Here is a 15,459-nt window from a genome sequence, read left to right on the forward strand (position 1 = left end):
CGCGGGGCTGTTGGTGACCGAGTGGTACATCCGTCACGATCCCCGCTCCGCGGGGGCGGCCGGACGGAACTGGCCTTCTGAGCACCGGGTTTGAACCACGGACATCGCGGCAGTCGTCACACCGTCCGTGCCACCCGCAACTCAGTGAGATACCGCTTGGTGACCCGGCCTCCGTGCCGTCCGTCGATCAGTCCTTCGATGCACCTCAGCAACCCCTCGCGGGCCTCCGGTGGCAGCGCCCGGTGGCCGGAGTAGGTCCGCAGCACCTCCAGATACTCCGCCGTGGTGTACCCCAGGTCCCACTGATAGCGCCGACGGACGACAGGGCCGAACCGGCCGCTGCGAGCCACCTCGTCGACGTGGCCCGAGGTGTCGACGTCCTCCGCGGCGGGAGGGCGCAGCCCTGGAGGCGTGGCCGGATCGAAACGCTCGTAGCAGTCCTGGACCTCGGCGAAGAACTCCTCGCTACCGCCCGCCACATGCTGCGTGCCGACCACGGCGAGGGCGCCACCGGGGCGCAGCGCGTCGGCCGCCTTGACCATCCGCACCGCAGGGTCGATCCAGTGGTACGCCGTGGCCGAGACAACCGCGTCGAACGGTTCCTTCGGCAGGGGCCAGGTCTCGAAGTCCGCCGTCACGACTTCCACCGCCTCGAACCCGGCCAGGTTGCGCCGCGCGACGGCTGCCATGTGGGTGCCCAACTCCACTGCGGTGATCCGGCAACCCCGCCCGGCGAGCGGCACGGTCGCCTTGCCTGTGCCTGCCCCCACCTCCAGAACACGACAGCCGGGACCAGCGCCGGCGAGTGTGCCGAGGTCGTCGAACAGCTGTGGCGGATACCCGGGCCTGGCCCGGTCGTAGAGTTCCGCGTCCTCGTCGAAGGTCCGGCTCAGGCGGGCACGGCGCGTTGCGTCAGGAGGGTCGTCGTGCATGGCTCCATGCTAAAGATCGCTTTCGGGTGTGATCAACAGCTCGCAGGGGGCGGTGCGTTGCCGGTCCTTCCCGCTTCTTGCGCCCCCGGGGCGGCGCCGGGCCTTCAGTGCAGAGCGGCCGTGCGCTGTGCGGCCGGGGCTGTGCAACCCCGGTCGCGGGGTTGCACAGGTGCGCGGCCGGTCAGAAGTTGAAGACCGAGCTCCCGGAGAGAGCCGCGTCCATCTGGCAGGCGTTGCCGTAGGTGGCCCGCCAGGCAACCCGTCGGCCCTGCCAGACGCCGTCGGCGGTCACCGTCACGGGAGCCCACAGGAACGAACACTCCCGGTCCGACGGGGTGGCGCCGAGGAGGCCCAAGTCGCCGTCCACGGCCTTCAGTTCGGCGCACGCGGCCTTGCTCGCGGGGTGCGTTCCCTGCGGCTGGGGCGCACAGCTCAGGGTGACGGCACGCAGGACCGTCGATGCCACCTCGTCTCCGTGGCCGATGGTGAGCACCAGCGCGGAGGGGGCGTAGACGCTCGTCGGCTCGGCGTGTGCCGTTCCGGCGATGCCCGTCACGCAGGCCGCCGCCGCGAGTGCCGCCGCGCCGAGAGTCTTGAGGCTGTGCCGCATTTCGAATCTCCTGTCGAAGGGGGTGGTTGATTGCGGACAGGAGTCTGGCCGGTGCGGAGAGTTGCCGCACCTTGCTGATCGGTTTTCGGACGCAGATGTCCGCTCACGGTGACGGAAGGAGGGATACGGGCAGCTCATGGGGGACGGGAGGGGTGGTGTGGGCGTGTCCAACATATGGACAAAGTGAATTGGTCTCATCGTAAACTGCCTCCTGACCTGCGTTGATGGGATTCTGGTTTCTTTTTCAAGTGCGGGCTTTCGGCGGGAAACAGGTGCGATTCCCCGTCGGTGCGTGCCGTGCCGCGGGGTCTTCGGCCGCCCGTGCAGGTGTCAGGGGAGGCTTGGCCGTGACGTCGAGGAGGTCGTGTGAGCACCGAGCCGGGAGCATGTTCGTGAACCAGGAGGGTGGCGGTGAGCCGGACCGCGCCCAGGCCGGGGCACGGTCTAACCTCGGCACCACCGTTGTGACAGGCGGTCTCAGGACCCCGTCCACCGGGCCGGACGCAACGGACAACGGCTCACGCTACGACTCCCAGGAGAGTGAAACAGGATGGCCGCCGCGGAACCGCAGAAGATCACCACGTTCCTGATGTTCGAAGGCTACGCAGAGGAAGCGATGACGTTCTACACCTCGCTGTTCGATGATGCCGAGGTCATCGACATCACCCGTTACGGCGCCGGTGAATCGGGGGATGAGGGCACCGTTCATCGCGCCACGTTCTCGCTCGCCGGGCAGCAGTTCATGTGCATCGACAGCAATGTGGAGCACAACTTCGGGTTCACCCCGGCGATCTCGCTGTACGTGCGGTGCCAGGACGAGGCCGAACTCGACCGCCTGTTCACGGCCCTCTCCGGGCGGGGCACGGTGCTGATGCCATTGGGGGACTACGGGTTCAGCACCAAGTTCGGCTGGGTGGAGGACCGCTTCGGCGTCTCCTGGCAGCTCGACCTGCCCGCGTAGGCCCGGCCCGCCGCTGCTCACTCGCCGGAGTGGCCGCAGCCGGCACGCCCTGGTCGCCCCACGCCGCGTGGCGCCGAGTCGTCCTCGGCGCACTCGGCGCACTCGGCGTGCTCGGCCGTCCCGGAGTCATCGGTCCCCGCAGTACGCATTCGGCTGACATGCCACCTTGACGCTGTATCAGCTCCGTTCTACGGTGACGCACCATCAATATTTACATCGATGCAAAGAGGTGCCACGGCTCATCGGAACAGGCACGCGAAGAAGGAGCCCCCCATGGGTACGCAACTCCACGGAACCGTAAATCCACTGCGCCTCCTACGCCTCCTGCGTCTGTTCGGCGTGCTGACCGCGCTCGGGCTGATGCTCACCGGAACGGGTACCGTGCGGCCCGCCACCGCCGCAGCGGCGCCAGTCACCACTATGGCGGCTCAGCAGGCCACCACCGCGGGCACGTTCCGCAACCCCCTCAACACCGGCCCCGACCCGTTCATGACGTACTGGAACGGGAACTACTACCTGACTACCACTCAGGGCAACAGCATCCGAATGTGGCGCTCGCCGTCCCTGAGTACCCTGCTCACCGCCGATCCCATCACCGTCTGGACCGACAGCGACAGCTCCCGGAACCGGGACATCTTCGCCCCCGAGTTCTACCGCTTCGGCGACCGCTGGTACCTCTACTACACCGCCGACGACGGCGTCGACGACCACCACCGGATCTACGTCGCGGAGTCCGACGGCGACGACCCGGCGGGCTCCTACCACTTCAAGGCGGAGCTGGCGCCGCCCAACCACGCCGCCGACTTCGCCATCGACCCCGGCATCCTCCAGCACAACGGCCGTCTCTACCTGGCCTACAGCGGCATCAACCAGTACCAGCACAACGGGCTGAACATCGCTCCGCTGTCGAATCCGTACACCGTCTCGGGCGACGCGGTCCCCATCGACGCAGCCGGCGGCTGCCCCGAGGTCCGTGAGGGCCCTGAGTTCCTGTACCGCAACGGACGCACATGGATGACCTACTCCACCTGCGACACCGGAAAACCGGACTACCAGATCTGGATGATGTCGCTCCCGTCCGACGCCGACCCGCTGGTACCCGGCAACTGGACGCAGCACCAGGGCCCGGTCTTCTCCCGCGCCGACGACCACGGGGTCTTCGGCCCCGGCCACCACGCCTTCTTCCGTTCCCCCGACGGTACCGAGGACTGGATGGTCTACCACGCCAAGAGCACCTCGGCCGTCACCTACAGCAACCGCACCACACGCGCTCAGCGCATCGGCTGGAACGCCGACGGAAGCCCCGACCTCGGCCGCCCGCTCGCGATGGGCGCCACCCAGGATCTCCCGTCCGGGGACCCGGGGCCGGGCGCGTACTGGATCAATGATGACGGCCGTTCCAGCGGCGACGGGACCGTCGCCTACACCGGTGACTGGAACTCGGGCACCGGCTGCGCCACCCAGTGCTTCTGGGGCGACGACCACTGGAGCGACGGCGCCGGAAACACCGCCACGTTCACCTTCACCGGCACCCGGATCGCTCTGCTGTCCGTCCGCGACACCGGCAACGGATATGCGGGCCTCAGCATCGACGGTGGCCCCGAACAGCGGTTGGACTACTACGGCGCGATCCGCACCGGGGAGACGCTCCAGTTCGTCAGCCCGCGCCTTCCCTACGGAAAGCACACGCTGCGGGTACGGGTGACGGGCGAGCACGACGGGCAGTCCCAGGCGTCCTACGTGAGTGTGGACCGGGCGGAGGTCTATGTGAACTGACGCCGTCCGGGCCGGTCTCCGCTGCCGGAGCCGGAGGGAGGGGTACGGGAACAACTCGTTCCCGTACCCCTCCTGTGTGTTTCTGCGCGAGCGGATCAGTGCCTCGCCGCCTCCGCGGTGCTCAGTGCAGGGTGAATTTCTGTGCCGCCGCTCCGTTGCAGTCCCAGATCCGCAGGTGGGTGCCGTTGGCGGTCGCGCCGTCGGGGGAGTCGAGGCAGCGGCCCGACTGGGGGTTGAACAGCGAACCGTCGGAGCGCTGCTGCCAGACCTGACCGCCGACACCGTTGCAGTCCCACAGTTCGACCTGGGTGCCATTGGCCGTGCCGTTGCCGTCGATGTCCAGGCATCTGCCGATCGTGCTCAGGGAGCCGTTGGTGTGGTGCTGCCAGTACTGGTCCTCGGCGTAGGACTGGCAGTTCCACAGCTGGACGGCCGTGCCGTTGGTGCCGGTGTCGTCAGCCGCGACGTCGACGCACTGACCGCCCGGACCTGTGATGGCGCCCTGCGGGCCGTTGGGTACGTCCGTCTCACCCGAGTAGCCGACGGAGGCGACGTTTCCCTGTACGGCGTTCTCGGCGGCGTCGGTCGGGTAGCCGGCGACCATCACACCTTCGAAGAAGGTGCCCATGTTCCAGTTGCTGTTGTCCCCGCCCGTGCCGAGGATGATCCCGCCCTCCTGGTGCATCGGCATATAGCCGCCACGGGCCGGCAGTGAGCCGTTCCACCAGGTCGACAGGGATCCCGACTGTGCGTTGGCGCCCTTGAGTGCGTATGTCGTCTGCCCGTTGTTCTTCAGCATGGCCGTCACGAACGGACTCTTGTTGCCGGCGTTCGCGGTGTTGGAGCCGTTGTCCCCCTGGAACATGCCGTTCTCCATGTCCGCCTCGACCCAGGGGCCCGAGCCGGTGCACGGCGCGAAGTAGCAGGTGGTCGCGATGGACACCGCGTCCATGTGGCCGTTTCCGGTGTCGGCCGGTGTGCTCTCGGCGTTGCCGTAGTCGAAGCAGCAGGCAGAACCGACATGGGTGCCGCTGGCCACCATGTAGGCGCCCTCGGCCTGACCGTTCACGGCGACACCCGAAGCCGCGCCGGTGGAGCGGTAACCGACCCCGGGTGAGATCCAGATGCCGTACACCTTGTGGCCGCCGGCCGTGACGGCGATCTCACCGGCGTCGGCCCCGCGGTCGGCGCCCATGCCGGAGGTGCCGGCCGGTCCCGGGGTGAGGTCGTTGTGGCGCGAGGTCTGGTCGTAGACCTTGGTGACGCGGCAGGTGGTGTCCTGGCAGAAGGTGTCCTGCTGGGCGGCGTTGGCGTACCCGCCCTGAGCCAGCAGACCGATGTCGGACCGGGCGCCGTCCGAGGCGCGGGTGACCTGGTACAGGGGGCCGTTGTAGGAGGACAGCAGGGCGCGTGTCGTGCTGTGCGCCGCGACGCACGGGGTGCCGGCGGCGCTGTAGATGTCGCAGGGCAGTGAGCCGGCCGCCTGCGACAGGGAGGGAAGGCCGATCAGGGCACCGAGAACGAGCCCGAGGGCCGCCACGGCCGTCAGCAGCTGTCTCCGGAGACGGTGAGCCGGCGGCCCCGCGGGGGGACGCGCAACGGCTCGTGCAGCTACGGATCTGTCGTCTCTGTCGTCGCGCATGGTGTGCTCCCGGTGATGTGGTGGGGGAACGGAGCTCAACCTGCCGTTGCGGTACCGGAGTTCACACCGCTCGGCGCCTTCGCCGGGAAGGTACGCGCACGGGGTGTCCGCGTCAATATTTGTTTGCTTCGGTTTTCCTTCCGTACGTGGAAACGGTCAGAATCTGTTGACTTTCGTGCGGCTGAGCCCGGCAGCGGGGGCAGTCGGACATCCGCCACGGCCGGGCCCCGCTCGGTCCGGGGCGGGCTGCCTGACCGACGCCGTTGTCTGTGCCGAATTGACCTCAACCGTGGTTCATGTCCGAGGCTGCTCATGCGGCGTCGGCCGCGACCAGGGATGTGCCCCCGGGACCGATCGTTCCGAACAAGGTGGTCCGGCAATGACCGAGACGGTGACCCAGTGGATCAGGCAACATGCCCATCGCCTCACCGCCCTCGACCCCGAAGCCCCGTGGACCGATCTCCGGCCGATGGCCGACATCGTGCGCGATGCCAAGGTCGTAGCGATCGGTGCCTCAACCCGTCAGGCCCATGAACTGTCCACCCTCTCGCACAGGCTCCTCCGGCTGCTGGTCGAGGAACTGGGATTCCGTTCACTCGCACTGGAGGGGGACGATGCGTCACGGCTCGGACTCGACGAGTACATCAGAACCGGAACGGGTGACCCGCGGGCGCTGCTGGCCGAGGCGCGGTCCTTCTGGCAGACCGAGGAAATCCTCGACGTCATCCGCTGGATGCGCTCCTACAACCGTCACCACCCCGATGACCCGGTTCGGTTCGCGGGGGACGTCCGCTCTCCCCGGGTACCGCCCGCCCGGCTCGACGGCCTGGCGGGTATCGAGCGGAGTCTGGCCGACGACACGATCCGATGGCACGAACACACCGGGGACAGGATTGTCCACTGGGGTGGCATCGCGCACACCGCCAATGGTGATCCGCGGACCGTCTCGCCCTCCTCACCGCCGCTGACGCACCGTAACGCGGGCAGTTACCTCCGAGAGCATTTCGGCGCCGGCTATGTATCCGTCGGCCTGACCTTCCATCACGGCATGGCTCCCTACCCCGTCCCGGCCCCGCCGGCGGAGTTCGCTGACGAGGTCCTGGGAGGAACCGGTCTGGACGCCTACCTTCTGAACCTGCGCGCCGATGGTCCTGCGGCTGTCCGCACCTGGCTCGAAACGCCGACCAGGACGCGCCTGATCGGTCCTCACTACGCCCCCGAGCGCAACGCCGATTACCACCTTTCCGGCGGATCGCTCGCAGGCTGGTTCGACACCATCCTCCACGTTCACAAGGTCACCCCGGTCCAGTTCCTCTCTCGCGCAAGGAGTTGAGTTACCGTGGTGATTAGTTTGATGCCTATCGTACAAGGAGGTGGGGGCCGTGCGCGTGATCGGCCTGACCGAGTTCGGCGGACCCGAGGTGCTGCGGGTGATCGAGCTGCCCGATCCGGTGCCCGGCAGTGGTGAGGTGCGCATCCGGGTGCGCGCCGCCTCGGTCAACCCCACCGACACGCTGTTCCGTTCCGGTGCCCTGAGCGTGCGGTTGAACGGTCGCTCCGGGCCGTACGTCCCGGGTATGGACGCGGCGGGCGTGGTCGACGCGATCGGGCCGGACACCGATACCCCACTCCGGGAGGGGGATGCGGTGATCGCGATCGTCCGCCCTTATGAGCCGCGCGGCGGTGCCTACGCCGAGTTGGTCGTGGTGCCCGCCGAGTCGGTGGTGCCGATTCCGTCCGGTGTGGACTTCCCGGCCGCCTCGACGCTGTTGATGAACGCCCTCACCGCCCGAGTCGGGCTGGACCTGCTCGCCGTGCCGGCCGGTGGCACCGTCGCGGTGACCGGAGCGGCCGGGGCCTTCGGTGGATACGCGGTGCAGCTGGCCAAGAGCGATGGACTGCGCGTGCTGGCGGACGCCTCACCGGCCGACATGAAACTGGTGGCCGGCCTGGGCGCCGACGAGGTGGTGCCGCGCGGTGACGACGTCGCCGACCGGTTCCGCGCGCTCGCGCCCGACGGGGTGGACGGCGTACTCGACGGGGCGATGCTGCACGAGCTGGTCGTCCCGGCCGTCCGGGACGGTGGCGGGATCGCAGTCATCCGCGGCTGGGACGGCCCGGTCGACCGCGGTGTCAGGGTGCACCCGGTCTGGGTCAACGAGGCGGCCACCGACCACGCCCGTCTGCTCCGGCTCCGGGACCAGGCCGATACGGGCGAGCTGACCCTGCGGGTGGCCGACGTACTGCCCGCCGCCCACGCGGCCCAGGCGCACCGGAGGCTGGCCGAAGGCGGGCTGCGGGGCCGTCTCGTGCTGGACTTCACCGCCGTGTAGCACTGCTCCCGGGGTCATTTCGAACGACTCACCGAAGAACTGGGACAGGCTCCGTGATTTACGCCAATTTCCCGACACTGCACGTCAGTTGGGCTACTTTCGGATGCGAGGTGCTCCATGCCGGAGCATCAAGAAGCAGGGGGAAGAAAGTATGCGCAAGATCGCGATGACCGCCGCAGGGCTGTCCCTGGCCGCCGGAGTGCTCGGCGCTGGACTCGCCGTAGCGCCCAGCGCCGATGCGGCGACGGCCTGTCCGTCCGGAGCGTTCTGTATTCGTGAGACGAACGGCACCATCCTGAGCAAGAACATCTTCTACAGCTACGGCAACCACAACCTGTCGAACGTCACCGGCAAACGCGTCCTGATCAACAACCAGACCGGCGGCGCGGGATTCAAGCTCTGCTTCGGGTACAGCGGCACCCGCTGCTCCGCCGTGGACCGTGCCAAGGGCACCTTCTCGCCGTACGACATGACGCCGATCAACTCCGTTGTCCTCGTGAAGTAACCAACACCGAGAACACCAACACCGAGAACACCAGCGCCGTCCCGGTCGGCGCCCGCGCTGGGCGCCGATCGGACCTGGCAGCGGCGCTGCCCGTCAGCCGGACCCGTCGGACCGATCTGGCGGGCTTCCTGTCTGCCCGGTCAAAATCCGCCGAAGTTCGGCGGTTCCGGCGAGCCCGGCGGCGGCCTGGGCGCGGTGCGCCCCGCGTGTCACACCGATACGGACCTGCCCCACCCGGCGACTCTCTCCGTCGCCACCGTCGCGATGCGGGAGGCGATGGCGGCCGCCCTGGCCGGTGCTCTCACCGGTTCACCCGACGGAGCGACCCGGCCTGATGCACCGGACGGAACGACCCGGCCGGCACCGCCTGTACCGCCGGCCTCCACGGCGGCCCCGAGCCGCTGAGAAGTGCCCTGTGAGGCAATGACGCCGCGTCCGAAACACAAACTTAACAAGAGTTTACCGGTGAGAAACGACACTCAGGCGGTCGTTGCTCCGGGTGGTGAAGCCGGCACAACAAGAGAGATGGTGGATACAACTAATCCCCCCCACGGAGAGGTTGTCCCCTGTGTGCGGCATAACTGGATGGGTGTCCTATCGACGCGACTTGACGGCCCATCGGGAGACCGTCGATGCCATGACCGAAACGATGTCCTGCCGTGGCCCTGACGCTCAGGGGGCCTGGCTGACGCCGAGGGCCGCGCTCGGGCATCGCCGGCTCGCCGTCATCGACCTCCCCGGCGGAGCTCAGCCGATGGAGGCGCGGACCGAGAACGGCACCGTCGCGATGGTGTACTCCGGCGAGGCATACAACTACGTCGAGCTGCGCGAGGAACTGCGCCGCCACGGACACCGCTTCGAGACCGATTCCGACACCGAAGTCGTGCTGCGGGGCTACCTCCAGTGGGGCGAGGAAGTGGCCGGCAAGCTCAACGGTATGTACGCGTTCGCGATCTGGGACCCGCGTACGGAGAAGCTGGTCATGATCCGGGACCGGATGGGCATCAAGCCTTTCTACTTCTACGAGACCGACGACGGCGTGCTGTTCGGCTCGGAACCCAAGGCCATTCTGGCCAACCCGCTGGCTCCGGCCGTCGTCGGCAGGGACGGGCTGCGGGAGATCTTCTCGTTCGCCAAGACCCCCGGGTTCGCGGTGTGGGAGGGCATGCGGGAACTGAAGCCCGGTCATGTGGCGATTCTGGACCGCAACGGCCTGCGCGAGCACGCCTACTGGCAGCTGGAAGCCACCGAGCACACCGACAGCCGGCAGACCACCGTCACGCATGTGCGTGAACTGCTGGAGGACATCATCGCCCGTCAGCTCGTGGCGGACGTGCCCCGCTGCTCCCTGCTCTCCGGCGGGCTCGACTCCTCCGCGATGACGGCCCTGGCCGCCGAGCAGCTCGGCGAACACGGGGAGACCGTACGCAGTTTCGCCGTCGACTTCCCGGACCAGGCGAAGAACTTCCGCGCCATGGACATCAGTCCGACACAGGACACCCCCTTCGTGCACGCGGTCAAGGAACACATCAACTGCGACCACAGCGACATCATGCTGGACGGTGCCGCTCTGTCCGACCCGGCGGTACGGCGGGCTGCCGTCGGCGCACGTGACCTGCCGGTGGGACTCGGCGACCGCGACAACTCCCTCTACCTGCTGTTCGCGGCGGTCCGCGAACACTCCACGGTCGCCCTGTCGGGAGAGTCCGCCGACGAGGTATTCGGCGGCTATCCGTGGTTCCATGACAAGCGGCGTGAGGCGCAGACCTTCCCCTGGCTGGCCGGAGACTCCCCGATCGACCTGACGGGCGCTCTGTCGGACGACCTCGCGCACACTCTGGAACTCGACTCCTATCTGCACGACAGCTACTCCACCGCCCTGGCGGAGGCCCCTCTCAAAGAAGGGGAAAGCGGGCTGGAGAAGCGGATGCGGCAGGTCTGCTACCTGCACTTGAGCCGCATGGTGCAGTCCCTCCTGGACCGGAAGGACAGGATGAGCATGGCGGTGGGGCTTGAGGTCCGGGTGCCGTTCTGCGACCACAGGCTGGTGCAGTACGTCTTCAACACCCCGTGGTCCATGAAGACGTTCGACGGGCGGGAGAAGAGCATCCTGCGCGAGGCCACACGCGACCTGCTGCCGGACTCGGTGGTGCAGCGCAAGAAGAGCGGCTACCCCGGCAGCTTCGACCCCAACTACGTGGCGGCCATCCAGGCGCAGACCTCCGACCTGCTCGCATCGGGCCACCCCGCCCTGGACCTGTGCCAGCGCACGCGGCTCCAGGAGGCCGCCCGGGCCGACGGTGCGACGATCACCACTCGCCAGCGCTCCCACCTGGAACGGGCGCTCGACCTGGCCACCTGGTTCGACCTCCACAAGCCGGTCATCAGCCTGAGCTGAATGGCCGGGACCGCCGCGTGACTGTCGTCGACACAGGCCGGGACAGTGCCCGCAGGGCCGTACGGAGGCTATGCGCGCACGGCCGTGCCGAGGCCGCCGAGTGAACGCATGAGGATCACATAGGCGGCCGACGCGACGACCATGCCGACGGGCAGCGCCAGGTCAACTCCGCCCAGGGCGGCTGCTATCGGGCCGGTGTACAGCGTGTTCACACAGAGCGCGGACGCGACGACGCCCGCCACGAGCGCGCCGGCGCCGGCCCAGTTGACGCCCCCGGTGTACCAGAAGGTGCTGCCGGGGGCCTCGTCCGTGAGCGCGAGGCCGTCGTAGCGGTTGCGGCGCAGCAGGATGTCGGTGGCGTAGATGGCCATGCTGGGGCCGAGTAGTACGACGGTCAGCTGGAGGACATTGCTGACGGTGTCCAGGAAGTTGGACACGAGCAGCGCGTACAGGGTCAGGGCGACGGCGGCGGTCCCGTCGAAGAGCACGCTGACGGAGCGGCGGATACGGATGCCGACGGCCTGGAGGGCCAGCCCGGCGCTGTAGGCGGTCAGAGCGTTGATGGAGATCGTGCCGAGCACCAGGGCGAGCAGGAAGACGGGGGTGAACCAGACCGGCAGGATCTTCGCCAGCGCGGCCTGCGGGTCGGTCATGTCGACCGTGGTCGCGGCGAACGCGCCGAGGGAACAGACGACCACACTCGGCAGGAAGCTGCCGAGCGCGGTCCAGCCCACGATCGCCCTCCGGGGCGTCGTGCTGGGCAGGTAGCGGGAGAAGTCGGCGCTGGTGGTGTAGGAGAGCGGGCCCGATGCGGTGAGCGTGACCCCGGCGATAAGGGTGGCCCACAGGTCCACACCGGTCAGCGGTTTCGTGGGTACGTACGAGAAGTCGGTGTGCCCGACCACGCTGACGGCCACGACGGCGAAGGCGACGGTGAGGACCACCGTGATCGGAAGGTAGAGCTTCACGATCGTGGCGTGCCCATAGACGCTGATGGTCAGGGTGAGGGCGGCGATAACCACCACGACAACGCACTTGACGCCGGTGGTCGCCGGGATGCCGCACTTCTCGACGAGGGAGAAGGCGGCGACCGCGGCGGCGGACAGGTTGAGGGCGAAGTAACAGACGGAGATCATCCAGCCGACGACCGCGTTGTTGACCCGATTGCCGAGGATGCCGTACATGGTCCGCGTGATCACCTCGCTCGGGGCGCCGGCAGCCGGTCCGGAGACGGCGAGAAACCCGGTGAGCACCCAGAAGAGGTTGCCCACGACGAGCACGGACAGGGCCTGCCACAGGCTCAGGCCCATGAGGATCAACGCGCCGCCGACCACCAGGTTGAGGTAGTTGACGTTGGCCGCCGCCCAGACGGAGAACAGCTCCCGCGCCCTGCCGTGCCGGTCCGCCTCCGGGATGTGGTCGATGCCGTGGGCCTCGATACGGACCGCACGCTCCGATGGGACTGCGTCGGACGTGCCGGGGCGCGGGTCGGGAATCGTGGACGCCATGAGGTCCTCCGAGGGTGGTCGTCACTCACTGTTTGCTTATTGGTCGCACACTCAATAGCATCCGGGGTATGTCGTCAAGCGTTCAGCGCAAGCGAGTTCGGAAGCCACCAGCCGCCCGACGTGCGGAAATCGTTGCCGCGGCCGCCGCCGTCGCCCTGACCGAGGGCCTGGAGTGCGTCACGCTCCGGCGGATCGGTGAAGAGCTCGACGTCCGGCCCGGACTGATCAGCCACTACTTCCCCTCGGCGGAGGACCTCGTGGCTGAGGCGTTCGGCAGCGCCGCGAGCGGCGAACTCGACACCCTCCTGCCGGCCGAGCGGCCCGACGGGAGCCCCACGCAGCACCTGGCGCGGTTCTTCGCCGACACGACAGGTGAGGCGTACGACGACCTCAGCCGACTCTGGATCAACGCGCGGCACCTCAGCCGCTACCGGCCCGTGCTGCGCGACCGGGTCGCGGAGCAGGAGGCCTTGTGGCGCGGACGGCTGGGGGACCTTGTGCGGCAGGGCGTCGACAAGGCTGAATTCCGTACTGCTGACCCGTATGTGAGTGCCATTCAGATCCTGGTGGTACTCGACGGCCTCGGCGTCCACGCCAACACGGACATCAGCAGCCACCCGGAGGCCGTGAGGTACATGGCCGTCATCACGGCGGAGCGCGAACTCGGGCTGGCCTGCGGCGCGCTCGGCCGGCCGGTCGACACATCCGCCGACGCATCCACCGGAACGTCCGCCGGTTCACCCGCCGGTTCGGCCGCTGATCCCGGCACGGAGTCGGCCGTCGATTAGTACCGCCGGCCGGCCCCGCCGACCAGTGCCACGCCACCGACCAGTGCCACGCCACCGACCAGTGCCACGGCGCCGGGCCGTGTCCGGTCGCGCGACCGCCCCAGGCACTGCCCGCCATCCCCGACCGACCCATTCCCATCACCCTTTGAGGAGCCGCTGTGCGCATCCCTCTCGTCCTGCTCTCCGCCCGTCTGCTCGACCCGGTCACCGGCGGGTTCCTGCCGGAAACCGCCCTGGCCGTGTCCGCAGGGCGGATCCGCGCCCTGGGCGACGACCGCGAGATGCGCGCGCTCGCCGACTCCGCCACCACGGTGATCGACCTCAAGGGGGCCGTGGTGACGCCCGGCCTGGTCGACGGACACCTCCACCCCGTCTCGGGCGCCGAGCTGACCCACGGGCTCGACCTGTCGCACTGCGCAGACCTGGACGCGGTGCGCGAGGCGCTGGCCCGCGAGGTCCGTAACCTCGCGCCCGGCGCGTATCTGCACGGCTGGGGCCTGGACCCGAACGTCTTCGGGGACCGGCCCGTCGAGACCGCCGCTCTCGCTCCCGTCCTCGACGGCGTACCGGCCCTCCTGCAGCTCTTCGACGCGCACTCCATGCTGGCCAGCCCGCGCGCGCTCGAACTCGCCGGCGTCGACGGTCCGCGCGCCTTCGCCCAGGCCGCCGAGGTCGTCTGCGACGACGCGGGCCGGCCCACCGGGCTGCTCCTGGAGGACGCCGCCTGTGAACTCGTCGAGCGCGCCGCACCACAGCCCACTCACGCCGAGCGCCGCGACCGCCTCGCCGCCACCCTGCGCGGCATGGCTGCTGCGGGGCTCACCGGCGGCCACGCCATGGACGCCAACGGCGACAGCCTCGCGCTGTACGCCGAGCTCGACGCGGCCGGTGACCTGCCGTTGCGGCTGCGGGTCGCCCCCTGGTGCCAGCCCGGCACCGACGCGGACGCGCTGCGCGGACTCATCGAGCAGCAGGGCACCGGCGGCCGGCTCTGGCAGACCGCGGGCGTCAAGCTGTTCATGGACGGCACCATCGACAACGGCACCGCCTGGCTGGAGCGCCCCGACTGCCACGGCGAGTCCACGCATGCCTTCTGGCCCGACCCGGACGCGTACACCCACATCGTCGGTGAACTCCACCGGGCCGGCGTGCCCACCGCCACTCACGCCATCGGTGACGCGGCGGTACGGCATGTGCTCGACGCTGTCGAGAAGGCCCAGGCCGGTCTGGACCGCGGGGTGCGGCACCGGGTCGAGCACATCGAGACCGTGCCCGACGACACCCTGCGCCGCTTCGCCGAGCTCGACGTGATCGCGTCGATGCAGCCCACCCACTGCTGCGACTTCACCCGGGCCGACCACACCGACAACTGGTCGCGCCGTCTCGGCGAGGAGCGCGCCCTGCTCGCCTGGCGCTGCCGCGACCTGTGGGACTCCCGTGCCACCGTCGTCCTCGGCTCCGACTGGCCCATCGCTCCCTACCCGCCGCTGGGCACCATGGCGGGCGCCCGCCACCGCCGCCCCAGCCGTGATCTCACCCAGCCCCCGCACGGCCCCGACCAGGCGCTCACGGCGCTGGAGTGCCTCCAGGCCATGACCGTCAATGCCGCGCACGCGGCGGGCGAGGAGCACGAGGCCGGCCGCATCGCCGTCGGCTACCGCGCCGACCTCACGGTCCTCGCCGACAACCCGCTCACCACCGCCGCCACCGAACTGCCGGACCTGCCCGTCCTGCTGACGGTCCTCGACGGCCGCCCCACCCACCGCGACACGACCCTGTGACACGCCCCGCCGCACGGCCGGAAGGCAGCAGGCAGCCTTCCGGTCCCGCGAGGGGGCGCCGCAGCCGGTCCCGAGCCGGCGAATGAGCGTGGCCGAGGTCCGTGCCGTTCCCTGTCCAAGGGGCTGCGCCGACGGGTCGGCCAGGCCGGCCGATCATCTCCGCGGCGTGACGGTTGTCACCGTCCGGTCACAGCCGGCAGCCGGTTGAAACCCTTCACTTCGGAC

12 protein-coding genes are annotated in these 15,459 nt (G+C 69.1%); 8 read left to right on the forward strand and 4 right to left on the reverse strand.

Annotated features, from left to right (window positions below):
- Window positions 1-116: 116 nt before the first annotated feature.
- Both OHB13_RS35200 and OHB13_RS35205 read right to left on the reverse strand, forming a co-directional pair.
- Window positions 117-932, reverse strand: a complete 816-nt coding sequence (locus OHB13_RS35200) for a class I SAM-dependent methyltransferase (RefSeq protein ID WP_328379869.1) — start codon at window positions 930-932, stop codon at window positions 117-119.
- Window positions 933-1,113: 181 nt separating this feature from the next.
- Window positions 1,114-1,542, reverse strand: a complete 429-nt coding sequence (locus OHB13_RS35205) for a subtilase-type protease inhibitor (protein ID WP_328379870.1) — start codon at window positions 1,540-1,542, stop codon at window positions 1,114-1,116.
- Between the two features lie 550 nt (window positions 1,543-2,092).
- Here OHB13_RS35205 and OHB13_RS35210 point away from each other — a divergent pair.
- Window positions 2,093-2,503 carry a VOC family protein gene (locus tag OHB13_RS35210; RefSeq protein ID WP_266861734.1) on the forward strand — a complete coding sequence of 137 codons (411 nt, stop codon included), beginning with the start codon at window positions 2,093-2,095 and terminating at the stop codon, window positions 2,501-2,503.
- Window positions 2,504-2,776: 273 nt separating this feature from the next.
- On the forward strand, window positions 2,777-4,279 hold the full coding sequence (locus tag OHB13_RS35215; RefSeq protein ID WP_328379871.1) for a family 43 glycosylhydrolase: 1,503 nt from the start codon (window positions 2,777-2,779) through the stop codon (window positions 4,277-4,279).
- A 121-nt stretch (window positions 4,280-4,400) separates the two neighbouring features.
- Here OHB13_RS35215 and OHB13_RS35220 read toward each other — a convergent pair whose 3' ends face one another.
- Complete coding sequence (locus OHB13_RS35220; protein WP_328379872.1) at window positions 4,401-5,819, reverse strand: arabinofuranosidase catalytic domain-containing protein; 1,419 nt, start codon at window positions 5,817-5,819, stop codon at window positions 4,401-4,403.
- Window positions 5,820-6,300: 481 nt separating this feature from the next.
- On the opposite strand from OHB13_RS35220, the gene OHB13_RS35225 reads away from it, so the two are divergent.
- From OHB13_RS35225 to asnB, 4 genes are all read left to right on the forward strand, one after another.
- The gene (locus OHB13_RS35225) at window positions 6,301-7,254 is read left to right on the forward strand and encodes an erythromycin esterase family protein (protein WP_328379873.1); all 954 of its coding nucleotides are present in this window, start codon (window positions 6,301-6,303) and stop codon (window positions 7,252-7,254) included.
- 49 nt (window positions 7,255-7,303) lie between these two features.
- Complete coding sequence (locus OHB13_RS35230) at window positions 7,304-8,254, forward strand: NADP-dependent oxidoreductase (protein WP_328379874.1); 951 nt, start codon at window positions 7,304-7,306, stop codon at window positions 8,252-8,254.
- Between the two features lie 151 nt (window positions 8,255-8,405).
- A complete protein-coding gene (locus OHB13_RS35235) occupies window positions 8,406-8,759 on the forward strand; it encodes a hypothetical protein (protein ID WP_328379875.1) in 354 nt (117 codons plus the stop codon).
- 568 nt (window positions 8,760-9,327) lie between these two features.
- Entirely contained in the window at window positions 9,328-11,157 is a 1,830-nt protein-coding gene (asnB, locus tag OHB13_RS35240; protein WP_328379876.1) for an asparagine synthase (glutamine-hydrolyzing), read from the forward strand.
- 68 nt (window positions 11,158-11,225) lie between these two features.
- Here asnB and OHB13_RS35245 read toward each other — a convergent pair whose 3' ends face one another.
- Entirely contained in the window at window positions 11,226-12,665 is a 1,440-nt protein-coding gene (locus OHB13_RS35245; RefSeq protein ID WP_328379877.1) for a purine-cytosine permease family protein, read from the reverse strand.
- Between the two features lie 68 nt (window positions 12,666-12,733).
- Between OHB13_RS35245 and OHB13_RS35250 the strand changes: the two genes are divergently transcribed.
- Together OHB13_RS35250 and OHB13_RS35255 are read left to right on the forward strand one after the other, a co-directional pair.
- Complete coding sequence (locus OHB13_RS35250; protein ID WP_328379878.1) at window positions 12,734-13,453, forward strand: TetR/AcrR family transcriptional regulator; 720 nt, start codon at window positions 12,734-12,736, stop codon at window positions 13,451-13,453.
- A 158-nt stretch (window positions 13,454-13,611) separates the two neighbouring features.
- Window positions 13,612-15,234 carry an amidohydrolase gene (locus OHB13_RS35255; protein WP_328379879.1) on the forward strand — a complete coding sequence of 541 codons (1,623 nt, stop codon included), beginning with the start codon at window positions 13,612-13,614 and terminating at the stop codon, window positions 15,232-15,234.
- The last annotated feature ends 225 nt before the right edge of the window (window positions 15,235-15,459 follow it).

Source organism: Streptomyces sp. NBC_00440 (genome assembly GCF_036014215.1).
Taxonomy (GTDB): Bacteria; Actinomycetota; Actinomycetes; order Streptomycetales; family Streptomycetaceae; genus Streptomyces.